Raw genomic sequence first — 25964 nt, 5'->3', positions numbered from 1 at the left:
TGCGTCGTGGGCAATGACTGCACGACGACGCCGCAATTGGGGCGGCTGCGCCAGGCCACCGATGCCCTGACGAAGAAGGCGGAAGCGGGACAGCTCCAGAAGGGACAGGTCGACGACCTGCTCTCCGTGCTGGGCGACGTGGGCTACCAGTACAGCGAAGGCGTCATGGAGGGGATTGAAGCCACGGGGACCCGAGAGGACCTCATCCCGGTCCGCCAACGCGTGGGCACCGCCTTCCACAGCCTCGTCACGCAGCAGAGGGGCAACCTCAAGATTCCGCTCCGTCCCGCGGGCGCCGCGTTCCTGGACGAGTGGCTGACGTATTCGAAGCCGCACCACGTCTGGACGCTCAGCGCCATGCGCCAGCGCGGTGTGGGCGTGGGCGTGGAGCTTCCGTTCCTCGCGTCCGAGCAAGGGCGCGAGGACTACGCCTACAGCCGCAATGAGTGGCGCTTCGGCGCCGTGCTGTCCGGGCTGGGCGTGCGGGACATGGACCAGCTCGTGCCCAACGACACCCGCATCCGTTGGGCCTCGCTGGGCCTCTACATCGACTGCGTCTCCGACATGGACGGCTTCTCCGGCGCGATTCCGTTCCTCGACCTGGGGCCCTACGTCCGGTGGCGCGCCGGACTGGGCGTGTCCGCGGGCTACCTCAGCAATCCCAACGAATGGGCGCTGACGGTCCCGGAGGCCCGCCTGGGCGTGGACCTGGCGGAGATGGTGGGCGTGCGCCTCACGATGCCGGTCTACCTCCTCAAGAAGACGGAGGGAGAGCGGCAGCTCATCAGAGGGACGCCCAAGTACTTCAAGGAGCTGGGCCTGGGCATCGAGTTCCTCCTCACCCGGTGGTGACCTTCAGCGCGCTCCGGAGCCGGTCCGCCAGCTCGCGGACCCCCGGGGCGCGCAGCACGCCGTAGTGGTCGCCGGACACGGCGTGCTGCTCCAGTCCGGTTCCCACGAGCGCCGTCCAGCCGCCGTCCTCGGGCAGGCCCTCCGCGCCCTCCGTCGCCCGGAGCCGCAACACCCGGCCCGGGTTCAGCGCGGGCGGCTGGTAGCGGCGGGCGGCCCGGAGGTTGGCCTCGAAGACCTGGAGCAGGGCCCGCAGGTGCGCGGGCTCCATTCCGGGCGGCAGGGCGCCCGCGCGCTGACCGGCTTCCCAGAGCGCTTCTACCTGGGCCTCGGGTGACTGGGACGCGTCCGGCGTGGCCAGGTCCGTGAACCCGATGCCCAGCAGGTCGCTCGCGAAAGCGGAGACGACCTGCGCGGCGTCGGGCTCCGGCTCGGCGGCGTTGAGCACCGCGGGCGTGTAGGCGTCGATGAGCGCCAACAGGGCCACCGTGTCGCCACGCTCGCGAAGCTGGCGCGCCATTTCATAGGCAATGACGCCGCCCACGGACCAGCCGCCCAGCAGGTAGGGCCCGGCGGGTTGGACCGTGCGGATGGCCTCCACATAGGTGGCGGCCATCTCCTCCACCGTGCCCAGCGGTGGCGTGCTGCCGTCGAGCCCTTGCGCCTGGAGTCCGTAGAACGGGCGCTCCGGCCCCAGCAGCCGGGCCAGCTCCGCGTAGGCCAGGACGTTGCCTCCGACCGGGTGCACGCAGAAGAACGGAACCTCCGTTCCACTCCGGCCCGCGTCGAACGGGACCAGCGAGGACGTCGGTCCAGCGTCCTCGCGGCGCAGGAGCGCGGCGAGCTGCTCCACCGTGGGGGCCTGGAACAGCGCGGCCAGGGGAAGCGGCCGCCCCAGGGACTCGCGCAGGGCCGCGACCAGACGCACGGCCAGCAGCGAGTGGCCTCCCAGCTCGAAGAAGCTGGAGCGCACGCTGATGGGCTCCACGCCCAGGAGCTGCTCCCAGGTCCGCACGAGCCGCAGCTCGAGCCCATCCCGCGGCGCCACGTGGACCTCCTGGCTTCGGGTGTCCGCGAGCGTGGGCGAGGGCAGGGCCTTGCGGTCCACCTTTCCACTGGGGTTCAGGGGCAGGGCCGGCAGTGAGACGAAGGCGGGAGGCACCATGTACTCGGGCAGCCGCTGCTGGAGGTGCTGGCGCAGCGCCTCCACGGTGATGGAGCCGCCCACGACGTAGGCCACGAGCCGCTTGTCGCCGGGCACGTCCTCGCGCGCCAGCACCACGGCGTCCTGGACCGCTTCGTGTGCACGCAGGGCCGCTTCGATTTCGCCCAGCTCGATGCGGAAGCCGCGCAGCTTCACCTGGAAGTCGAGCCGCCCCAGGTACTCCAGCGTGCCGTCATGCCGCCAACGGGCCTTGTCGCCCGTGCGATAGAGCCGCTCGCCCGGCGTGGACGCGAACGGGTGGGGGACGAAGCGCTCCGCAGTGAGGCCTGGCTGGCCCAGGTAGCCTCGGGCCAGGCCATCCCCCGCCAGATAGAGCTCGCCCGCGGTGCCCAGGGGGGCCAGTTGCTGCCGAGCATCCAGCACGTATGCCCGAGTCCCCGCGAGCGGCTTGCCGATGACAGGGACCGGACTCGGGCTGTGCTGCACGCGCGCATAGGTGGCGTACACGGTGCTCTCGGTGGGGCCGTAGGCGTTGAACGCCGTCGTGCGCTCCGTGCTCGCCAGGCGGCTCCAGAGCGACGGGTCCATGGCTTCACCCGCGCACAGAATCCGCGCTGGGACGTGGGCACGCTCCAGCAGCCCGGCCTGGAGCAGAAGCGTCAGTTGCGCGGGCGTGCAGTCCAGGACGTCCACGCGCTGTTGCTCCAGCCACGCCAGCATCGCCTCCGGATCCCTCCGTGTGTCGTCGGGCAGCAGGCACAAGCAGTGCCCGTCCGCCAGATGGACGAGCTGGTCCATGCTGACGTCGAAGTAGAGCGGCGCGTTGAGGCTGAACCGCTGCCCCGGCGCCTGCCCCAGGTGGAACGCGAGGTTCGAGGCCCCGTGCAGCGAGGCCAGCGAGTGGTGCTGCACCATGACGCCCTTGGGCGTGCCCGTGGAGCCGGACGTGTAGATGACGTACGCGAGGTTCTCTCCGCGGACCTCCACCGCGACATCATCCGTGGGCCGTGACGCCAGGTTCGACGCCCCGGTGTCCAGGCACAACAGATGTCGGACCTGCGGCTTCCAGGCGTCCGCCAGCGGTTGGACGGTGAGCAGGACGGACGCGTCGCTGTCCTTCAGGACGAAGGACTTGCGCTGTGCCGGCGCTGACGGGTCGATGGGCACGAAGGCGCCCCCCGCCTTGAGCACCGCCAGCACCGCGATGATGGCGTCCGGCGTGCGCTCCAGGCACAAGCCCACGCGGACCTCGGGACCCACGCCCAGCGAGCGCAGGTGCGAGGCGAGCTGGTTGGCCCTCGCGTTGAGCTGGCTGAAGGACAGCACCTGCGCCCCCAGGGTCACGGCGGGGGCATCGGGCGTGCCCGCGGCTTGCTGCTCGAAGCGCGTGTGGAAGAGCACACCACGCTCGCGGTCCGGTGCGATGTCGTGCCAGTCCACCATCAACTGCTGCTGCTCCGTCTCCGTGTGGAGGGACAAGGTGGCGACGACCAGGTCCGGCGCGGCCACGACACGCTCCAGCAGCAGCCGGAGGTGGGTGGCCAACCGTTCCGCCGTGGCGCGCTCGAACAGCTCGGTGCTGTAGACGAGCGCACCCTCGTAGCCATCCTGGGCACGCGCCAGGTCCAGGCTCAGCTCGAACAGCGTCACTCCCGAGTCGTCGGCGTCCGCGGGACGGACCGACAGCTTGGGCAAGGTCAGCTCGGGGACCTGGGTGTTCTGCAACGCGAACATCACCTGGAACAGCGGCGTGCGGCTCAGGTCTCGCGAGGGCTGGAGTTCCTCCACCAGCCGCTCGAAGGGCACGTCCTGGTGCTCATACGCGCCCAGCGTGGTGTCACGGACTTGCGCCAGCAGGTGACGGAAGGTCATCGCAGGCGTGAGGCGGGCGCGCAGCACCAGCGTGTTCACGAAGAAGCCGATGAGCGGCTCGGTTTCCGCGTGGCGCCGGCCGGCGATGGGCGAGCCGACCAACACATCGTCCTGCCCGGCATGACGGGCCAGGACCGACTGGAAGGCCGCGAGCAGCAGCATGAACGGTGTGACGCCTTCACGCTGCGCCAGCGCATCCAGCATCAGCGCGAGCTCCTGGGGCAGCCGCACCGGCACCGCCGCGCCGTGGTGACGCAGCACCGCGGGCCGGGGCTTGTCGGTGTGCAACTCCAGCGCATGGGGTACACCGGCCAGCTGCGACTTCCACCAGCCGAGCTGCTCCTTCAGCGTCTCGCCCTGGAGCCACCCGCGCTGCCAGACCGCGTAGTCGGCGTACTGCACTGGAAGCTCGGGCAGGGCCGCGGGGCGCCCGTTGTGGAAGGCCTCGTAGAACGTGGTCACCTCACGCACCAGCACGCCCATGGACCAGCCGTCCGAGACGATGTGGTGCAGGCACAGCAACAGGACGTGCTCGGACGGTTCCAGCTTCAGCAGCGTGGTGCGCAGCAACGGCCCCGTGGAGAGATTGAACGGCTGTTGGGCATCCCGGGTGGCGCGCTTGATTGCCTCCGCTTCCCGCTGCGCCCGGTCCTGGATGTCCGAGAGGTCCACCACCTCCACCACCGTGGCGTGCGGAGGGTGAATGACCTGCCGGGGCTCGCCAGCCATCGATTGGAACGTGGTGCGGAGCGCTTCGTGCCGCTCCACCATGGCACTCACGGCCCGCCGCAGGGCTTCGACGTCGAGCATCCCCGACAGCCGCAGCGCGGACGGCATGTTGTAGGACACGTCTCCCGGCTTGAGCTGATCCAGGAACCACAGCCGCTGCTGCGCGAAGGAGAGCGGCACCGCTCCGTCCCTCCCGGCGCGCGTCAAGGGCGGGAGCCGGAGCCTGGGCGTCGTGGAGGCCAGCCGCTCGGCGAGCGTCGCCACGGTGGGGGCCGCGAAGAACGTGCGCAGGTTCAGTTCCACATCGAAGGCGTCGCGGATGCGGGCCACGACCTGGGTGGCCAGCAGGGAGTGGCCGCCCATCTCGAAGAAGTTGTCATGTCGGCCCACGGTGGGGATTCGCAGCAGCTCCTTCCAGATTTCCGCCAGCCGCGCCTCCGTGGGCGTCGCGGGCGGCTCGACGTCGCGCGTGAGCGCGAGCTGGGATGCGTCCGGTGCCGGCAGCGCGTTGCGGTCCACCTTGCCGGTGGACGTCAGCGGCAGGGCGACCAGCGGGACGAAGACCGAAGGCACCATGTACTCAGGCAGCCGCTGCAGGAGATGCTGGCGCAACGACTCGGCCGTGACGGAGTCGCCCACGACGTAGGCCACGAGCCGCTTGTCGCCCGGCACGTCCTCGCGCGCCAGCACCACGGCGTCCTGGACCTGGCTGTGGGTGCGCAGGGCGGCCTCGATTTCGCCCAGCTCGATGCGGAAGCCCCGCACCTTCACCTGGAAGTCGAGCCGCCCCAGGTATTCCAGCGTGCCGTCATGCCGCCACCGGGCCTTGTCTCCCGTGCGGTAGAGGCGGGCCCCCGGCTGTCCACTGAAGGCGTCCGGGATGAAGCGCTCCGCCGTCAGTCCCGGCCTGCCAAAATAGCCCCGGGCCACACCTTCTCCCGCGATGCACAGCTCGCCCGCGGTTCCCAGCGGAGCCAGTTGCTGGCGCGAGTCCAACACGTACACCCGCGTTCCCACGATGGGACGGCCGATGACGGGGACGGGACTCGGGTTGCCCTGAACGCGCGCGGAGGTGGCGCACACCGTGCTCTCGGTCGGGCCGTAGACGTTGAAGGCCGTCGTGCGCTCCGTGCTGGCCAGCCGATTCCAGACCATGGGCGACATGGCCTCGCCTCCGCAAAAAATCCTGGCGGGGACGTGGCTTCGTTCGAGGAGCCCGGCCTGGAGCAGGAGTGCCAGCTGCGCGGGCGTGCAATCCAGCATGTCGACGCGCTGCTGCTCCAGCCACGCCACAATCGCCTCCGGGTCCTTCCGCGTGGCCTCTGGCACCAGACACAGGCAGTGTCCCTCCGCCAGGTGCATGAGCCGCTCGACGGTGCCGTCGAAGTACAGTGGCGCGTTGAGACTGAGGCGCTGCCCGGCGGGCTCGGCCATCTCCAGCGACTCCGTCATTCCCTGGAGCAACCACGGCAGCGAGCGGTGCTGCACCATGACGCCCTTGGGCGTGCCCGTGGAGCCGGACGTGTAGATGATGTACGCGAGGTTCTCTCCGCGCACGTTCGCGGGGACGTTGTACGTGGGCAGTGACGCAAGCTTCGCGGCCTCGGTGTCCAGGCACAGCAGATGCCGGACCTGGGGCCGCCAGGCCTCGGCCAGGTGCTGGACGGTGAGCAGCACGGTGGCCCCGCTGTCCTCCAGCATGAAGGAACGGCGCTGCGAGGGCGCCATCGGGTCGATGGGGACGAAGGCTCCTCCGGCCTTCAGTACCGCCAGCAGGCTGATGATGGCTTCCAGCGTGCGCTCCAGGCACAGGCCCACGCGGACCTCCGGGCCCACGCCCAACGTGCGCAGGTGCGCGGCGAGCTGGTTCGCCTTCGCGTTGAGCTGGCTGAAGGACAGCACCTGCTCATCCAGCGCCACGGCGGGCGCGTTGGGCGTGCGTCCCACCTGCTGCTCGAAGCGCGTGTGGAAGATGCCACCGCGCTGGACGCTGGAGGTGGTGCTGTTCCAGTCCACCATCATCTGGTGCTGCTCCGCCTCCGTGTGGAGGGGAAGGGTGGACACGGGGTCATCCGGTGACGCCACGGCGCCTTCCAGCAGCAGCCGGAGATGCTCCACCAGTTGCTCCGCCGTGGCGGGCTCGAACAGCTCGGTGCTGTAGATGAGCGCGCCCTGGTAGCCCTCCGGGAGGCGGGCCACCGCCAGCTCCAGCTCGAACCGGCTGACACCATGCGTCGGCTCCAGCTCTCGCAGGGAGAGCTCCTGGAGGGCCAGCTCGGAGCCCGGTGCGTTCTGCAGGGCGAAGATGGCCTGGAACAGCGGCGTGCGGCTCAGGTCTCGCGAGGGCTGGAGTTCCTCCACCAGCCGCTCGAAGGGTACGTCCTGGTGTTCGAATGCGCCCAGGGTGGTGTCCCGCACTTGCGCCAACAACTGGCGGAAGGTCGTCTCCGGGGAGATTCGGGCGCGCATGACCAGCGTGTTGACGAAGAAGCCGATGAGTGGCTCGCACTCGGCCTGACGGCGCCCGGCGATGGGTGAGCCCACCAGCACGTCGTCCTGGCCCGAGTGCCGGCACAACAGCGCCTGGAAGGCCGCGAGCAACAGCATGAACGGCGTGACGCCTTCCTTCTGGGCCAACGCCTCCAGCGCCTGACTGAGCGCGAGCGGAAGCTGTACCTGCACGCCAGCGCCTTGGTGCGTCACCACCGCGGGTCGCGGCTTGTCCGTGGGCAGGTCCAGCGCGTGCGGCGCGCCCGCGAGCTGCTCCTTCCACCAGCCCAGATGCTGTTTCAGCGTCTCGCCCTGCATCCACCCGCGCTGCCACACCGCGTAGTCGGCGAACTGCACGGGGAGCTCGGGCAGGGACGCGGGCTGTCCGCGAAGGAAGGCATCGTAGAACGCGGCCACTTCCCGGACGAGCACCCCCATGGACCAGCCGTCCGAGATGATGTGGTGCATGCACAGCACCAGCACGTGTTCGGTGGAGGTCAGCGTCAGCAGGGTGACGCGCAGCAGGGGGCCCGTGGACAGGTCGAACGGCTGCTGTGCGTCGTGGGTGGCGCGCTTCAACGCCTCGGATTCCCGGTACGCCCGGCCCTGAAGTCCCGAGAGGTCCACCACCTTCAGCGGCAGCGCTCGCGGTGGATGGATGACCTGGCGGGGCTCGCCGCCCTGGGCCTGGAACGTGGTGCGGAGTGATTCGTGCCGCTCCACCAGGGCATCCGCGGCGCGCTGCAAGGCGTCGACGTCCAGCGTCCCCGACAGGCGCAGCGCGGACGGCATGTTGTAGGAGGCGTTGCCCGGCTGGAGCTGATCCAGGAACCACAGACGCTGTTGGGCGAAGGACAACGGCGCCGGCCCGTCGCGCCGGGCCCGGGTGAGCGGTGGCAGCCGGGGACCGGGCGTGGCGGAGCCCAGACGTTCTGCGAGGGCCGCCACGGTGGGGGCCTCGAAGAACGCGCGCAGGCTCAGCTCCACGTTGAAGTCGGCGCGGACGCGGGCGACCACGCGCGTGGCCAGTAGGGAGTGGCCCCCCAGCTCGAAGAAGTTGTCATGGCGTCCCACCGTGGGGACTCGCAGCAGCTCCTGCCAGACCTCCGCCAGCCGGGCCTCCATGAGCGTCGCGGGGGGCATGCTGTCGCGCTTGAGGGCCAGCTGCGAGGCCTCCGGCGCGGGGAGTGCCTTCCGGTCCACCTTCCCACCAGGCGTCAGGGGCAGGGCGGCCAGTGACACGAAGGCGGCGGGCACCATGTACTCGGGGAGGTTCCGGCGCAGGTATTCCCTGAGGGCGGACGCCTCCAGTTGGCCCGCGTCTGGCGCGGACGACGGCACGACGTACGCCACCAGTCGCTTGTCGCCAGCGACGTCTTCGCGGACGTGCACCACGGCGTCATGGACCGTGGGATGCGCGCGGAGGGCGGCCTCAATCTCTCCAGGCTCGATGCGGACGCCGCGGACCTTCACCTGGGTGTCGCCTCGGCCCAGGTACTCCAGATTCCCGTCCCGGCGCCACCGCGCCAGGTCTCCGGTCCGGTACAGCCGCTCGCTGTCAACAAAGGGCGAAGGCACGAAGCGCTCCGCCGTCAGCTCCGGTCGGCCCAGGTAGCCTCGGGCCACACCCTGGCCGCCGATGAACAGCTCTCCGGGCACGCCCGGAGGGACGGGCTCCAGCTCGCGGTCCAGCACGTACATCCGCACGTTCGTCAGCGCCTGACCAATGGGCGCCTCGCGCTCGGCACCCGGGGACGCCAGGACTCCGGCCGCTGACAGGTTCACGGACGTGGCCACCGCCGTCACCTCGGTGAGCCCATACGTGTTCAGCAGGGGCAGCTCGACCCCGACGCTCCGCTGCCACTGGGCCACCCGCTCCGGCGCCACGCGTTCGCCGCCAATCACCACCCACTTCAGCCCCGAGGGGAGGCGGGCGGTGCCCGCATCGAGGCTCGCCGTCACGTCATGCCAGAAGGCCGTGGGCAGGTTGAGCTGCGTCACGCCCGCCGCTTCACACTTCGCCAGGAACGCACCGGGCTCGTCGAGCATGTCCGGGGTCCGGAGGACCAACGTCCCGCCGCTCGTGAGGCACGGGTAGATCTCCTCCGCGCTGGTGTCCCAGCTGATGGAGGCGAACTGGAGCACCCGGTCTCCGGGCTCCACCGGGAAGGATGTCCACGCCGCGCGGGTGAAGTTCACCAGCGACTGGTGCTGGACGACCACGCCCTTGGGCCGGCCCGTGGAGCCGGACGTGTAGAGCACGTACGCCGCGGCCTCGGGGGGCACCAGGACAGCGGGGGCCCGAGGCACGCCGGAGGAGGGAGGCGCCTCCGCGTCCAGCCAGACGCAGCCCTCCGCTGCCCCCAGACGCTCGCGGAACGCAGCACGGGCCACGATGATCCGGGCGCAACTGTCCTCCAACATGAAGCGCAGGCGCTCCGCCGGGTACTCCGAGTCCAGCGGCACGTACGCCCCGCCAGCCTTGAGCACCCCCAGCAGCGCGACCAGCAGCTCCACTGAGCGCTCCACGCACACCGCGACGCGATGCTCCAGTCCCACGCCCGCCGCGCGCAGGCGAAGGGCGAGCGCGTTCGCCCGCGCATCCAGCTCCCGGTACGTCACCGACTCGGCACCCGCCACCACGGCCAGCGCGTCGGGCGTGCGAGACACCTGTGCCTCGAAGAGCGCGTGGATGCGCGCGTCCTTCGGAAGTGGCTCCCGAGCGCCGCTCGCGGCTTCGAGCACGGCCTGACGCTCCTCGGGAAGCATCATCGGCAGCGCGGCGACACGCTCGTCCGGCCGGGCCAGGACGCCTTCCAGGAGCCGTTGGTAGTGCGAGGCCAGCCGCTGGGCCGTGGTCTCTTCATACAAATCGGTGCTGTAGTTGAGCGTCCCGCTGAAGCCGTCCGCGCCACGGAACAGGTCCAGGCTCAGCTCGAACAGCGCCACGCCGGTGTCCTCACCGTCGGCCGGCCGCACCGTCAGGCCCGGCAACACGAGCTCGGGGATGGGCGCGTTCTGCAGGGTGAACAGCGTCTGGAAGAGCGGGGTGCGGCTCGGGTCCCGCTCCACCTGGAGTTCCTCCACCAATCGTTCAACGGGGAGGTCCTGATACTCGTAGGCCCCCAGCGTGGTTTCGCGAACCTGCGCCAGGAGCTGGCGGAAGGTCAGCTCGCGGCCGAAGCGCGCGCGCAGCACCAGCGTGTTCACGAAGAAGCCGATGAGGCTCTCCGTCTGCGCATGGTGTCGACCCGCGATGGGCGAGCCCACCAACACGTCATCCTGGGCCGAGTACCGGTTCAGCAGCATTTGGTACGCCGCGAGCAGCACCATGAAGGGCGTGACACCCTCGCGCTGGGCCAGCGTCTCCACGCCCTGGCTGTGCGCCAGGGAGAGCTGTACGGGCACCGACGCGCCCCGGGTGCTGAGGAACGCTGGGCGCGGCTTGTCGGTCGGAAGCTCCAATCCGTGCGGAGCGCCCGCGAGCTGCTCCTTCCAGAAGCCGAACTGCTGGTTCAGCGCGTCGCCCTGGAGCCACCCCCGCTGCCACACCGCGTAATCGGCGTACTGCACCGGAAGCTCGGGCAGCGTGACGGGCTGACCGGCATGGAAGGCGCCGTAGAGCGAGGTCACCTCGCGGACCAGCACGCCCATGGACCAGCCATCCGAGATGATGTGGTGCATGCACAGCAGCAACACGTGCTCGGACGGCGCCAGCTTCAACAGGGTGACGCGCAGCAGGGGGCCCTGGGTCAGGTCGAAGGGACGCCGGGCATCGGCGGTGACGCGCTTCAGCGCCTCCGCTTCCCGGTGCGTCCCGTCTTGGATGCCCGAGAGGTCCACCCGGTCCACCGCCACGGTGTGCGGCGCGTGGATGACCTGTCGAGGCGCGCCGTCCTCGGTCTGGAAGGTGGTGCGGAGCGATTCATGCCGACGGACGATTTCGTCCACGGCGCGCTGCAACGCGGCCACGTCCAACGCACCCGACAGGCGCAGCGCCGTCGGCATGTTGTAGGACGCGTTCCCCGGCTGGAGCTGATCCAGGAACCAGAGCCGCTGTTGGGCGAAGGAGAGCGGCAGTGCTCCGTCCCCCCGGGCTCGCGTCAGGGCTGGAAGCCGGGGGCCGGATGAGGCGGAGGACAGGCGTTCGGCGAGCGCGGCCACGGTGGGCGCTGCGAAGAACGTACGCAGGTTCAGGTCCACGTCGAAGGTGACGCGGATCCGCGCCACCAACTGGGTGGCCAGCAGGGAGTGGCCGCCCAGTTCGAAGAAGGTGTCGCGCCGGCCCACAGTGGGGACACGCAGCAGCTCCTTCCAGACCTCCGCCAGCTGAGCCTCGAGGGGCGTCGCGGGCGGCTCGACATCGCGTTTGACGGCCAGGTTCGAGACGTCCGGGACGGGCAGGGCCTTCCGGTCCACCTTGCCGGTGGGGGTGAGGGGCAGGGTGCCCATCAGCACGAAGGCGGACGGCACCATGTACTCCGGCAGCCGCTCCTGGGCGTGCTGACGCAACATCTCCGCGGTCACCGGGGCCCCTGGAGTCACCACGACGACGACGTAGGCCACGAGCCGCTTGTCGCCGGGCACGTCCTCACGGACCAGCACCACGGCTTCCTGCACCTGGTCGTGGGTCCGCAGCACGGCTTCGATTTCACCCAGCTCGATGCGGAAGCCGCGCAGCTTCACCTGGAAGTCGAGCCGGCCCAGGTACTCCAGCGTGCCGTCATGCCGCCACCGCGCCTTGTCCCCCGTGCGGTAGAGGCGCGCTCCCGGGGTTCCACTGAACGCGTCGGGGATGAAGCGCTCCGCGGTCAACTGCGGTTGTCCCTGGTACCCACGGGCCAGGCCGTCTCCCGACAGGTAGAGCTCACCCGCGATGCCCGCCGGGGCCACCCGCTGCCGCGCATCCAGCACGTAGGCCCGCGTGCCCTGGATGGGCCGCCCGATGACGGGCACGGGCGCGGTGCTGTTCCGGACGCTCGCCGCGGTGGCGCAGACGGTGCTCTCCGTGGGGCCATAGGCGTTGAACGCCGTGGTGCGCTCCGTGCTGGCCAACTGCTTCCAGAGCGACGGGGCCATCGCTTCTCCCGCGCACACGATTCGCGAGGGCACATGCGTCTGCTCCAGCAGTCCAGCCTGGAGCAAGAGCGTCAGCTGCGCGGGCGTGCAGTCCAGCACGTCCACGCGCTGCTGCCCCACCCACGCCAGCATCGCCTCCGGATCCTTCCGCGTCTCCTCGGGCACCAGGCAGAGGCAGTGTCCGTCCGCCAGATGGACCAGCGGCTCCAAAGCCCCATCGAAGTGGAACGGGGCGTTGAGGCTGACGCGCTGGCGGGTGGCTCCCGTTGCCTGGAACGCCTCCATCGTTCCCGCGTGCATGGCGAGCAACGAGCGGTGCTGCACCATGACGCCCTTGGGCGTGCCCGTGGAGCCAGACGTGTAGATGACGTACGCGAGGTTCTCCCCGAGGACGTTCACCACGACGTTCCGCGTCGGGAGTGACGCCAGCTTCGAGACCTCGGTATCCAGGCACAGCAGGTTCCGGACCTGGGGCTTCCAGGCATCGGCCAGGTGCTGGAGGGTGAGCAGCACGGACGCGTTGCTGTCCTTCAGGACGAAGGACTTGCGCTGCGCCGGTGCAGCCGGGTCGATGGGGACGAAGGCCCCACCGGCCTTGAGCACCGCCAGCACCGCGACGATGGCATCGGGCGTGCGCTCCAGGCACAGGCCCACGCGGACCTCCGGGCCCACGCCCAGCGTGCGCAGCTGCGCGGCGAGCTGGTTCGCCTTCGCGTTGAGCTGGGCGTACGTGAGGAGCTGGGACTCCAGCGACACGGCGGGGGCATCGGGCGTCCGAGCCGCCTGTTCCTCGACGCGCAGGTGGAAGGTCGCCTCGCGGGCCATGTCCGCTGCGTCGTCCGGCTGCGGCGCCTCCGCCCTTTCGAGCGGCAGCGCGGAGACAGGGGTGTCCGGCGACGTCACGGCTTCTTCCAGCAGGACCTGGAGGTGCGCCACCAATCGCTCCGCCGTGGCGGACTCGAACAGGTCGGTGCTGTAGACGAGCCCGCCCTGGTAGCCCTCCGTCGCCCGGGACAGGACCAGCTCCAGCTCGAAGCGGCTGACCGTGTGCTTCGACTCGAAGCCCCGGAGGGACAGCTCCGGGAGCGTCAGCTCGGGAACCGGCGTGTTCTGGAGGGCGAACATCACCTGGAATAGCGGCGTGCGGCCCTCCTCACGGGCGGGGCGGAGGTCCTCCACCAGCCGCTCGACGGGGAGGTCCTGGTGCTCGTACGCCCCCAGCGTGGTGTCACGCACCTGGGCCAGCAGCTCCCGGAAGGTCGGATCCTGACCGAAGCGAGCGCGCAGGACCAACGTGTTGACGAAGAAGCCGATGAGCCCCTCCGTCTGCGCATGGCGACGGCCGGCGATGGGCGAGCCCACCAGCACGTCGTCCTGCCCGGAGTACCGGTTCAGCAGCACCTGGAAGGCAGAGAGCAACACCATGAAGGGCGTTGCCCGCTCCTTCAGCGCGAGCGCGTCCACGGCGTCGCTCAGGGCCGCCGGCAATTGGATGGGCGTGTTGTCGCCCTGGAAGGACGGCTGCTCCGGCCTCGGCTTGTCGGTGGGGAGTTCCAGGTACGGCGGCGCGTCCGCGAGCATCCCGCGCCAGTAGTCGAGCTGCGCCTCCAGGACCCGGTCCTGGAGCCACTTGCGCTGCCACCCCGCGAAGTCCGCGTACTGGAACGGGAGCGGGGGCAGGGGAGACGGCTGCCCCTGCCGGAAGGCGCCGTAGATCGCCGCCATCTCCCGGACCATCACGCCGTTGGACCAGCCGTCGGTGACGATGTGGTGCATGTTGAGCACCAGCACGTGCTCCGTCGCGGACTGCTTCAACAGGATGCCGCGGACCACCGGGCCATTCGCCAGGTCGAAGGGGCGTTGGACCTCTTCCTGGACCCGTCGCAGCGTCTCCGCCTCACGAAGATGGGCGACGGCCTCACCCGACAAGTCCAAGACCTGGATGGGAACCTGAGAGGGTGGGTGGATGACCTGGACGGGTGCGCCGCCTTCCATGCGAAACGTCGTCCGCAGCACCTCGTGGCGGGCAACCAGCGTGTCGAAGCTTCGCTGGAGCGCGGGCAGGTTGAGCGTGCCCGTGAGCTGGAGCGCCAGCGGGTGGTTGTAGGCACTGCTATCCGATTCGCTCCACTGGCTGATGACCCACAGTCGCTGCTGGGAAAAGGACAGGGGCAGCGGCGCGCGCCGGTCCGCGTGGGTCAGCGCCGGCACCGCGGTGTTGGACTGCGCGGGCGCGTTCTTCTGGCCGTCCAGGTACGCCGCGAGTCCGGCGACCGTGGGGGACTCGAAGAAGGCGCGCAGCGGGAGCTCGATGCCGAAGCGCGTCCGCATGCGCACCACCACCTGCGTGGCCAGGAGGGAGTGGCCTCCCAGTTCGAAGAACCCGTCGTGGATGCCGACGCGGCCGACGCCGAGCACCTGGGCGAAGAGCTCGGTCAGGGACTCCTCCGTCGGCGTGCGCGGCGCCACGTAGAGGCCTCGCTGGACGGTGGGTGCCTCGGGGGCGGGCAGGGCCTTGCGGTCCACCTTCCCGCTGGGCGTCAGCGGCAAGACGCCCAGATGAACGAAGGTCGTAGGCACCATGTGCTGGGGGAGCTGCTTCAGCAGATGCGCTCGCAGCGCGTCGGCCTCCAGCGGCGTTGAGTCACCCGTGACATAGGCCACGAGGCGGGCATCCCCCCGAGTCTCCTCTCGCACCACGGCAACGGCGTCGCGTACGCCGGGATGCGTGCGCAGCGCGGTCTCGACTTCACCCAGCTCGATGCGGAAGCCGCGCAGCTTCACCTGGAAGTCCGCCCGGCCCAGGTACTCCAGCGTGCCGTCCGCCAGCCACCGCGCCACGTCTCCGGTGCGGTAGAGGCGCGCGCCCGGAATGCCGCTGAAGGCATCCGGGATGAAGCGCTCCGCCGTCAGTTGAGGCCGCTGCCAGTACCCGCGTCCCACCTGCACGCCGCCAATGTGCAGCTCGCCCGGAATGCCCACCGGCGCCGGCTGCCCGTGCTTGTCCAGCACGTACAGCACCGTATTCGCCACGGGGCGGCCAATGGGCACCCGGTGGAAGTCCTCCCCACGCGGGCAGGGCCAGTACGTGACGTCTACTGCTGCCTCTGTCGGGCCGTAGAGGTTGTGCACCCGCGCCGGGGCGGGCAGCCGCGCGTAGGCCTTCTTCACCAACTCCGCGCTCAGCGCCTCGCCGCTGCACACCACCCGCCGCAGGCTCGCCAAACCCTCCAGCCCTGGCTCCTCCACGAAGGCGCGCAGCATGGACGGCACGAAGTGCACCGTCGTCACGCCCTCCGCCTTCATCAGCTTCACCAGGTACGCCGGCTCCTGGTGCCCACCCGGCCGCGCGAGTACCAGCTTCGCTCCCGCCAGCAGCGGCCAGAAGAACTCCCACACCGACACGTCGAAGCTGAAGGGCGTCTTCTGCAGCACCACGTCCGTGCCGTTGAGCCCGTACTCCTCCTGCATCCACTTCAGCCGGTTGACGACGCCCCCGTGCGCATTCATCGCCCCCTTCGGACGCCCCGTACTTCCCGAGGTGAAGATGACGTACGCCAGCGACTCCGGGCCCACCTGCACCGCCGGCTTCGTCACCGGCTGCTTCGCCACTTCACCCGCCGCGCTGTCCAGGCACACCACTCGCGCCGCGCTGGGTGGAAGCACCGACTTCCACTTCTCGTGCGTCAGCAGCACTGACGCCCCGGTGTCCTCCAGCATCCACCCCAGCCGCTCCTTCGGGTACGCCGGGTCCACTGGTACGTAGGCCGCGCCTGCCTTCAGCACGCCCAGCAGCGCCACCACCATGTCCACAGAGCGCTCCAGGCACACCCCCACCAGCGACTCCGGTGCCACCCCCAGGCCACGCAGGTGGTGCGCCAGCTGGTTGGCCCTCGCGTCCAGCTCCCGATACGTCAGCTGCTCCGTCTCGAACGCCACCGCCACCGCGTCCGGCGTCCGCGCCACCCGCGCTTCCATCAACGCGTTGAGGGTCGCCTCCGAAGCGGGCACCATCTCCCGTCCCTGGAAGCCCTTCAGCACCTGGCGGCGCTCATCCTCCGAAAGGATGGCCACGCGTTGCAGAGGCACGTCCGGCGTGACGAGGACGGCCCGGGCGAGCTCAATCAGATGGCCCGCGAGCCGCTCCACGGTGCCGCCGTCGAAGAGACTCGACGCGTACTCGAAGCGGCAGAACAGGATGTTCTTCCGCTCGACGATTTCCAGGCTCAGGTCGAACTTGGACGTATCCGCCTCGAGGCCGAGCTGACTCAGTTTCAGCGCCTGATGCGACACGTCCACGGTGGGCGTGTTGACCACGTTGAGGACAGCCTGGAACACGGGCGTGCGGCTCTGGTCACGCGGCAACTGGAGCGCTTCGATGATGCGCTCGAAGGGCGCGTCCTGGTGCGCGAACGCATCCAGTGACTGGTGCTTCACGCGCCCCAGCAGCTCGCGGAACGACGGCGCCCCCTCCAGCCGCGAGCGCAGCGCGAGCGTGTTCACGAAGCAGCCGAGCAGCCCCTCCACCTCCGGCCGGGAACGACCGGCCGTCGGGATGCCCACCGCGAAGTCCTCCTGGCCCGCCGTGCGCCCCAGCAGCGCTTGGAACAGCGCCATGAGCACCATGAACGACGTGGCGCCCTCGCGCCGACCGAAGGCGAGGAGGGGCTCCGAGACATCGGAGGGCAGCTCGAAGCGAAAGCTGCCGCCCGCGTAGGACTGCACCGAAGGCCGAGGCCGGTCCGTAGGCAGCTCGAGCGCTGGGACGGACGTGAGCCGCTCCTTCCACCATCGGACCTGCTCTTCCATCACCGCGCCTTCCAACCACTGGCGCTGCCACACCGCGTAGTCGGCGTACTGCACCTCCAGCGGCGGAAGCGGCGAGGGGATGCCCGCGCTGAAGCAGGCGTAGAGCACCGACAGCTCGCGGCCCAGCACCAGGGTGCACCATGCGTCGGAGATGACGTGGTGCTGCATCAGGCTCAGGACGTGCTCCTCCGGTCCCATCCGGAGCAGCACCGCGCGGGCCACCGGCCCCTTGTCCAGGTCGAAGGGAAGCGCTCCGAGCGCCGCGCACCGCCGCAGCATCTCCGCTTCACGCGCTTCCGCCGTATCGCCGGGGACGTCCTCCACCGGCATCGGCAGCGAGCCCTCCGCGTGGATGAGCTGGACCGCGCCTTCTTCCGTGAGCTGGTAGGTGGTGCGGAGGACTTCGTGCCGCTGCACCACCTCGTTGAGCGCGGCCTGGAGCGCCTCGACGTTCAGCGGGCCGGTGAGGCGGAAGCTGGAGCCGTTGTTGTACGCCGTGCTGCTCGGGTCGAGCTGCTGGAGGTACCAGAGCCGCTGCTGTGCGAAGGACAGGGGCAGCGGCCGGGTCCGGGGCACGCGGGGAATCGCCGAGTGCTCGGGCTGCAGCGTCGGCGCGGGCGCCTTGGGCTTGGGCTTCTGCGCGGCCACGGGGGCCTGCACCTTGGGTGCGGCGGGGAGGGTGACGTGCTCCACGCGGCCGTCCACGCGGAGCCGCGCGTGCCGTCCGGTCCGGAAGAGCCGGGTCGAGCTGCTCGACGGGTGCTGCACGAAGCGGCGGCGCTCCTGCTCGTTGGCCCGCCACAAGTCCCAAGGAAGGCCCGCGCCCTCCAGGGCCAGCTCACCCACGACGCCCGGGGGGACCGGCAATCCAGCCGCGTCCAGCACCCAGGACTGGAGCCCTTCGGGGACACGCTCTGTCGGAGGCCGTGGCAGCAGGCCTCCCTCGCCAGCGGCGCCCGCGAGCAGGACCTCCGTACCCAGGTTCCGGTGCAGCGATAAGGCCAGCTCCGCGGAGGCGCCGTCCAGGACGAGCGCGCCCACGGGCTCCAGTGCCTCTCGGGCCTGCGGCAACTCCACCAGCGTGCGCGCGAGCCGCGCCGAGGCATGCAGCAGGACGGCGCCCGACCGGCGGGCCAGCGCCAGCAACTCGTCCACCGCCAGTGTTCCCTCCGCCTGCCGCTGGACCTTCCGCTGCGAGGCGTCCTGCACCAGGCGCTCGCGAATCACGGTCAGCCGGCGCAGTCCCTCCAGCACCACCGGCGTGTCCAGGCCGAAGTCGATGAGGCAGGCCACCTCGTCCACGTCGGCTTCCCGGACGTGGAGCAGGCGCTGCACACCGCTCTCCACCGTGCCGATGAGGCCGGTGCCCTTCGCGTGGTGCTCGAAGGTGTGTTCGAGCAGGGCATTCACGTCCTCCTCGGACACCTTGTCGATTTCGCCCTGGTAACCCTGCGCGGCCAGCAGCGTGGCGGTGATCTCCGCCGAACTCCGGAAGTAGCTCAGCAGCGGCTTGCGGACCGTGCGCAGCACCTCCTGTTCGTCATCGCCGATGAACGCGTGCAGCATCAACGCGACGTGGCCACGGCCCGGATGCCCGTTGCGGCGCCAGGCTTCGCGGTAGAGCCCCACCTTCTGCTTCAGCTCCTCCAGTGACTGCGTGAGCAGACCGGTGAGCACGCCAGCGCCCACCTCACCCGCCAGACGGAACGTCTCCGGGCTGCCGGCGGCCGTGAGCCACACGGGCAGCTCCTTCTGGACGGGCTTGGGCCGCAGGCCCACCTCCACGGTGACGCCGCCGCCACCCGGACGGCGGAGCTTCTCGCCTCGCCAGAGGGCGCGGACCGTCTCCAGGTTCCGCAGGAGGACGTTGCGGCGGTCCTCGAAGTTCTGCGGGGCGAAGGTGAAGTCCGCCACGTGCCAGCCCGTGGCAATCGACAGGCCCGCGCGGCCTCCGGAGAGGTTGTCCACCACGGACCACTGCTCGGCGACTTGCAGCGGGTCATGCAGCGGGAGGACGACGCTACCCGAGCGGAGGCTCAGGTTGCGGGTGATGGTGGCCAGCGCGCCCGCCACCACCGCGGGCTGGGGGTAGAGGCCGCCGAACGAATGGAAGTGCCGCTCCGGCGTCCACACCGCGGAGAAGCCGTTGGCATCCGCGTACTTCGCGCCTTCAATCAACAGCTCGTACTTCGGGCCGACGAGGGAGTCTTCATCGTTGGCGAAGTAGATGAGGCTCAGGTCCATCGCGCCCTGGCGCGGGCCTCCGCCCTGGAGCACTTCCCACTGAGCCGTCACCTGCTCGGAGGGGAACGTCACGGTCAGCCCTCGAGACAGGGCCCACAGGGCCTCCAGCTCAGGACGCTCCGCCGAGGACTCCGCGGCGGCCACCCACGTGGCGCCGTCCGAGGGGCGCAGCCGCTTGTCGAGCGCGTCGAAGAGCTCGGTGAGCCCCTGGTGCACCAGGGCCCACGGCGACTGGTTGGCGCCCACGGGCAGCAGCCACGCCAGCGCTTCCGGGGCCGGGGCCGGGCGCTCCGCCACGGCACCAGAAGCCTCCAGCGCGTCCTCCACATGGAGCACTCGCGCGGCATCCAGCCGGGCGGCGGTCATGATGCCTCGCCACGTGATGAGCACCGGCACCTGGGCTCCCGGCGACGCGAAGTCCGACAGGCGCCCCAGGTCCGTGGAGCCCACGGCGACGACGGCGCCACCGGCTTCCAGGACACCCCAGAGGACAGCGAGCTTCGTGGGGGACGGCTTCAGGCAGACCGCGACCGGCTCACCGGGTTGCACGCCGAGCGCGCGCAGCCGTGCGGCCACGTTGCGCGCACGCTGGGCCAGGTCGCTCCAGGTCCACGACGTCGCGCCCTGAAGGACGGCGGTGGCTCCCGGTTGACGGGCCGCGCGTTGCGACAGTCGAGTGGGAACCGGCGTGGAGATGGACCGGGGCAGGGGGGCAGGCCAGGCGCTTCGGTCCGCCTCCGTGGCCAGGGGCAACCGGGAGATGCGCTCCGAGGGCCGGGCCAGCGCGGAGCCCAGCAGCACTTGGAGATGCTCCACGATGCGCCGGGCCGTGGCTTCGTCGAACAGCTCAGTGGCGTACTCCAGCGCGCCGCCGATGCGGCCGGAGTCATCGCCAAGGACCAGCGACAGGTCAGACAGCGTCGCGCCCCACTGCACCGGGGCATCCGGCACTTCCATCATGGTCCCACGGACGCCGGTCAGCTCCAGCGCCGCGGCGGCTCCACCCGCGGTGGTGTGGAAGACGACGATGGTGTCCGTCAACCGGCCCCGGCCAATGTCCTTGCCCGGGATGAGGGCCTCCACGAGGTGCTCGAAGGGCACGTCCGGACGGAGCTGGACGTCGTTGACCTCCTGCCGCACGCGGGCCAGCAGCTCGAGGAACGTCGGGTCGTCCGCGAAGCTGGTGCGGAACGCGGCCGAGTGCGCCACGTACCCGATGAGCGGCAACAGCTCCGGCCGCGTGCGGTTGCCGATGGGCGTACCGACGATGATGTCCGTCTGCCCGCTGTAGCGGTGCAGCAGCGCCTGCCACGCGGCGAGCACCATCATGTACGAGGTGTAGCCCTCACGCTTTCCGAACTCCGCCACCTCGCGAGACAGTGCGGTGGAGAAGGACACCGGCATGCGCACCGACGTGAGCGGACTCGTCGGAGGGCGCGGCCGGTCCGTGGCGATGCCGAGCTGCCTCGGCATGGCGGCGAGCTGCTGACGCCACCACGATTCCTGCTCGGGCAAGCGCCCTTCGGCGACGACCTTCCGCTGCCAGGCGCCGAAGTCCGCGTACTGCACGGGCAGCGGGGGCAGGGGAGACGGCCGGCCCTGCTGGAAGGCCGCGTAGCACTGGAACAGCTCGTGGATGAAGATGGAGATGGACAGCGTGTCGCTGACGATGTGGTGGATGTTGCCCAGCAAGATGTGGAGGCGCTCGTCGAGCCGGACCAGCGTGGTCCGAACGACAGGGCCCTTCACCAGGTCGAACGGCTTCGCGGCGTCCTCGCGGGCCAACCGCATGGCCTCGGCTTCGCAGTGCTCGGGGGCGCCGGTGAGGTCCACGCGCACCAGCGGGATGTGCATCCGCGCGTGGAAGCGCTGCACGGGGCGGCCGTCCACCACGTCGTAGGTCGTCCGCAGGGACTCGTGGCGCTGGATGATCTCCTGGATGGCGCGCTCCAGGAGGACCGCATCCACGGCGCCTTCCAGCCTCAGGACGAACGGGATGTTGTACGCGGACAGTCCCGGCAGGTGCTGCTCCAGGCGCCAGACGCGCTCCTGCACGAAGGACAGCGGCAGGGGCTCGTTCCGAGGCAGCGGGACGATGGGCAGCTCGCGCGAGCTCTCCACGACCGGGGCCTGATGCAGCAGGGGCTCGATGCGCTGCGCGATGCCCGCCACGGTGGGGGCCTCGAACAGCGCAGCCAGTGGGAGCTGGACGCCGAACGTGGACCGCACCTGGTTGAGGAGCTGGGCGGCCATCAGCGAGTTGCCGCCAATCTCCAGGAAGTTGTCGTCGCGGCCCACGAATGGCAGGCCGAGCCGCTCGCGCCAGAGCGAAGCCAGCCGTTCCTCGATGTCACCTCGCGGCGCATCTTCACGCGCTGGCGTGGCGGCAGGTGCAGGCGTCTCCTGGGCCTGATGCGGCGACGTGGCGTGGGGCACCGCGAGGCTGCCGTGCGTCTGGCCGCCATTCGCCAGCGAGGGAATGGCCACGGGCGCCGGCCGCGCCGGTGCCTCCACCCAGCACCGCTTCTCCTGGAACGGGTACGTCGGCAGGTGCAGGCGCAGCCGCTGTTCGTGGCCGTAGAAGACGCTCCAGTCCACCGAAACGCCCAGGGTCCACAGCTCGCCCACCGCGGTCATCAGACTCGCGTGCTCCGGGGTCGTCCCGCCACGGCGCAGCGTGGCCACCGCCTTGACCCGCTCCTTGTCCCGCCCCAGGCAGGCACGCACCAGCGGGGTCAGGTCCTGGCCCGGGCCCACCTCCAGCAGCAGGCTGCAGCCCTCTTCGAGCAGCGCCCCCACGGCATTCGTGAAGCGCACCGGCTGACGCATCTGCGCCGCCCAGTAATCCGGCTGGGCCAGCTCGTTCGCCTGTGCCCAACGGCCCGTGACGCTGGAGGCGTACCGGAGCGTCGGCGCCTGGCGATGGAGTGAAGCCACCACCTCCGCCAGCGCCGGCATCAGCGGCTCCACGTCCGCCGAATGGAACGCATGCGGCGCGGGCATCCGCACCGTGCCCACCTCAAGGCGGCGCAACTCCTCCTGGAGCCGCTCCACCTCCGAGATGGGCCCGGCGACGACGCAGCGGTCCGGCGCATTGATGGCCGCCAGCGACAGTCGCCCCGTCAACAACGGCAGCACCTGCGACTCCGGCATCGCCACCGCGAGCATCGCGCCCGGGGGCATCCGGTGCATCAGCTCGCCCCGCGCCACGGCGAGCCGCATCGCGTCTTCCAGCGACAGCACGCCCGACAGGCACGCGGCGGCGTACTCACCGAAGCTGTGCCCCAGCACGGCGTAGGGCCGCAGGCCCCAGTCCATCCACATCCGGGCCAGCGAGTACTCCACCGTGAACAGCGCGGGCAGGGCGGCACGGGTATCCGCCACCGCGGCGGCGTCCACTCCCGGCCCAGCGAACAGCACCTCGCGGACCCGCTCCCGGAGCGCGGGCTCCAGCAGCGCCAGGCACGCATCCGCGTGGGCGCGGAAGGCCGGCTCCGCTTCGTACAGCTCGCGGCCCATGCCCGCCTGCTGCGCGCCCTGGCCCGGGAAGATGAAGGCCACCCGGCGGCGGTTCACATCGGCATCGGTCACCTTCACCGGCGTGTACGGCTTGCGCAGCCGCGCCGTCAGGTCCGCGGCGTCCCGTGCCACCACGGTGCGCCGGAACTCGAAGGCCTTGCGCCCCACGGCATGCGTGAAGGCCACGTCCGCCAGGGACAGGCCCGAGGCCTGGGCCTCCGCATGTCCGGCGAGCTGCCGCGACGCCGCCTCCAGCGCCTCGGCGGAGCGGGCGGACAGCGTGACGACCTGATGCGAGCGCGTGGTGGAGCCACTGTGCGCCATGGGGGACTCCTCGAGCACTGCGTGGGCGTTGGTGCCGCCAATGCCGAAGGAGCTGACGGCCGCACGGCGCGGCGTGTCGGTCCTCGGCCACGGCCGCAGCGTGGTGTTGACGAAGAAGGGACTGGCGTCGAAGTCGATCTGCGGATTGGGCCGCTCGAAGTGCAGGCTGGGCGGCACCTCGCCGTGGTGCAGGGACAGCGCGACCTTCATGAGGCCCGCCAGCCCGGCCACCGTGTCCAGGTGGCCCATGTTGCTCTTCAGCGAGGCCAGGGCGATGGTGCCCCGGTGCTCGGCGCCCAGGCCGTAGGCGCGCTGGAGCGCGGCCACTTCAATAGGGTCGCCCAGCGGCGTCGCGGTGCCGTGGGTCTCCACGTAGCCGATGTCCTGGGCCTGCACGCCGGAGCGCGCGAGCGCCTGGGCGATGACCGCCGCCTGGCCCTGGACGCTGGGGGCGGTGTAGCCGGACTTGTAGCGCCCGTCGTTGTTCGTCGCCGTGGCCCGGATGACGGCGTAGATGGAGTCGCCATCCCGCTGCGCGTCCTCCAGCCGCTTGAGGACCACGCACGCGACGCCGTTCCCGGACACCGTGCCCTGCGCGTTCGCGTCGAAGCTCCGGCAATGGCCGTCCGGAGAGAGGATCATGCCCTCCTGGTAGACGTAGCCGGTGCGCTGCGGGACGGCGATGCGCGTGGCCCCCGCCAGGGCCACGCCCGAACGACCCGCCAGCAGGTTCTGGCACGCGAGGTGGACGGCGACGAGCCCCGTGGAGCACGCCGTGTACACGAGGACGCTCTCACCGGTGAGCCCCAGCTTGAACGAGGCCTTCGTGGCCAGGCTCTCATGCGTGGCGGTGCCGTAGAGCTCGAACAGCGCCGCGCCATCCAGCGGCAGCGTGGCGCGGACCGCGTCCTTGTAGCCGGAGTCGATGGCGCCCGCGTACAGCGAGATGGCCTCGGGCGTGCGCTCAGGGTCGATGCCCGCGTCCTCCAGCGCGGACCACGCCGTCTGGAGGAAGAGCCGCTGCTGCGGGTCCATCCACTGCGCCTCGCGCAGCGACAGGTCGAAGAAGCCCGGGTCGAACCCGTCGACGCCGTCCAGGACACCGCCCGCCGGGACGAAGGCCGGGTGCTGTGAAAGCTCCAGGCCCTCGGGCAGGCCGGGCAGCCGCTCCAACTGCTCGGGGGTGAAGCGGGAGATGGACTCCACGCCGTCGCGCAGGTTCCGCCAGAAGTCATGGACGGAGCTGGCACCCGGGAAGCGGCCCGACATGCCCACGATGGCGACCAGACCAGCGCCCGTGGCGGGCTTCGCCTCGGCGCTGGCTTCGGACCCAGGCTGGGGCCGCGCGGCGGCGGCGGGGGCCTCGTCCACCTTCGCGTCGCGCTCCAGGGCGTTGGCCAGCGCGTCCACGGTGGGGTGCTCGAACAGCCACACCACCGGCACCTCCCGGTTCAACGTCTCGCGCATGCGCTTGGCGATGCGCACCACCGACAGGGACGTTCCGCCCAGGTCGTCGAAGAGGTGGTCATGGAGGCCAATGCGCTCCGTGCCCAGCTCCTTCGCCCACAGCGCCGCGAGCTGCTGCGCCAGCGGGCTGGAAGGCTCCACGAAGCGGCCATCACGGCCCGTGGACGCGCTGTCCGGCGCCGGGAGCGCCTTGCGGTCCACCTTGCCACTGGTGCTCAGCGGCAGCGTGGGGAGGACCATGAAGACGGACGGCACCATGTACTCGGGGAGCCGCTGGCGCATCCCCGCGCGGAGCGCCGCGACCTCCAACGGCGCGTCGTCACGGCCCATGGCGTAGGCCACCAGCCGCTTGTCGCCGGGGACGTCCTCTCGGACCACGGCGGCGGCTTCCAGCACGCCGGGCTGGGTGCGCAGCGCGGCCTCGACCTCCGCCAGCTCGATGCGGAACCCGCGCACCTTCACCTGGTTGTCGCTGCGGCCAATGAACTCCAGCGTGCCGTCCGGGCGCCACCGGACCAGGTCTCCCGTCCGGTAGAGGCGCGCACCAGGCTGGGTGGCGAAAGGGGCGGGGATGAAGCGCTCTGCTGTGAGGTCCGGCCGCGACACGTACCCGCGCCCGAGCCCTTCACCGCCCACGTACAACTCGCCGGGCACCCCCACGGGGACCAGTTGGAGCTGCGAATCCAACACGTAGGCCTGGGTGTTCGACACCGGCCGGCCAATGGGCACGGAGGCCCCGACCTGTGAGGCCTCGTAGGCCGTGTAAGTGGCTGAGATGATGGAGTTCTCCGTCGGGCCGTAGCCGTTGGTGACGGGAACACCGGTGGTGCTCAGCGTGCGGCGCGTGTGCGGGGCGGACAGGATGTCACCCACCACGTGGATGGCCCGCAGCTTCTTCAGCAGGTCGGTCCGGTGCTCCACCACCTGGGAGAACAGACCCGCGGGGAAGTGGATGAGCGTGACGCCGTGCCGGTCCACCACGCGGGAGAGCGTGTCCAGGTCGCTGGCCTGCGCCTCCGGCGGATAGAGGACGACGCGGCTTCCATGGAGCAACGGAATCCACAGCTCCATCACCGAGCCGTCGAACGAGGCGGGCGCCATGACGAGCCCCGTCTCCCGAACGCCGAAGCGGATGAAGGTCTCGCTGTGCATGAGGCGCAGCACGCCTCGGTGCGGGATGCCCACGCCCTTCGGGCGCCCCGTGCTCCCAGACGTGAACATCACGTAGGCCAGGTGGTTCGAGCCCACGTCGGACACCGGCGGCGTGGAGGGCCACTCCGACAGGTCCAGCTCTTCCAGGAGCACGGTGGGAAGCCCACTGTCAGGGAGCGGCAGCTTCGCGTGATTGGCCCGCGACGTGAGCAGCAGGTGCGGCGTCGCATCCTCCAGCATGATGGCCAGCCGCTGCGCGGGGTAC

Annotated in this window: 2 protein-coding genes (both only partly in view); one reads left to right on the top strand and one right to left on the bottom strand. The window is 70.6% G+C overall.

Annotation, left to right across the window (positions count from 1 at the left end; all coding sequences use genetic code 11):
- A protein-coding gene (locus tag F8M74_RS06620) for a patatin-like phospholipase family protein (protein ID WP_141253774.1) crosses the window boundary here: on the top strand, positions 1–852 show its end. Its footprint begins 1710 nt before the window's first position; 852 of the gene's 2562 nt are visible here — the last part of the coding sequence; the start codon falls outside the window, past its left edge; its stop codon occupies positions 850–852.
- On the opposite strand, the gene F8M74_RS06615 is transcribed toward F8M74_RS06620, so the two are convergent.
- On the bottom strand, positions 839–25964 hold the 3' portion of the coding sequence (locus tag F8M74_RS06615) for a non-ribosomal peptide synthase/polyketide synthase (protein ID WP_141253775.1). 17693 nt of this gene lie beyond the right edge of the window; the window shows 25126 of its 42819 coding nt (coding positions 17694–42819); its start codon lies beyond the right edge, outside the window; its stop codon occupies positions 839–841. The genes F8M74_RS06620 and F8M74_RS06615 overlap by 14 nt on opposite strands.

Origin of the sequence: Myxococcus sp. CA023 (genome assembly GCF_010998615.1) — a bacterium.
Taxonomy (GTDB): domain Bacteria; phylum Myxococcota; class Myxococcia; order Myxococcales; family Myxococcaceae; genus Myxococcus.
This window is presented reverse-complemented; position numbering and strand designations above follow the sequence as displayed.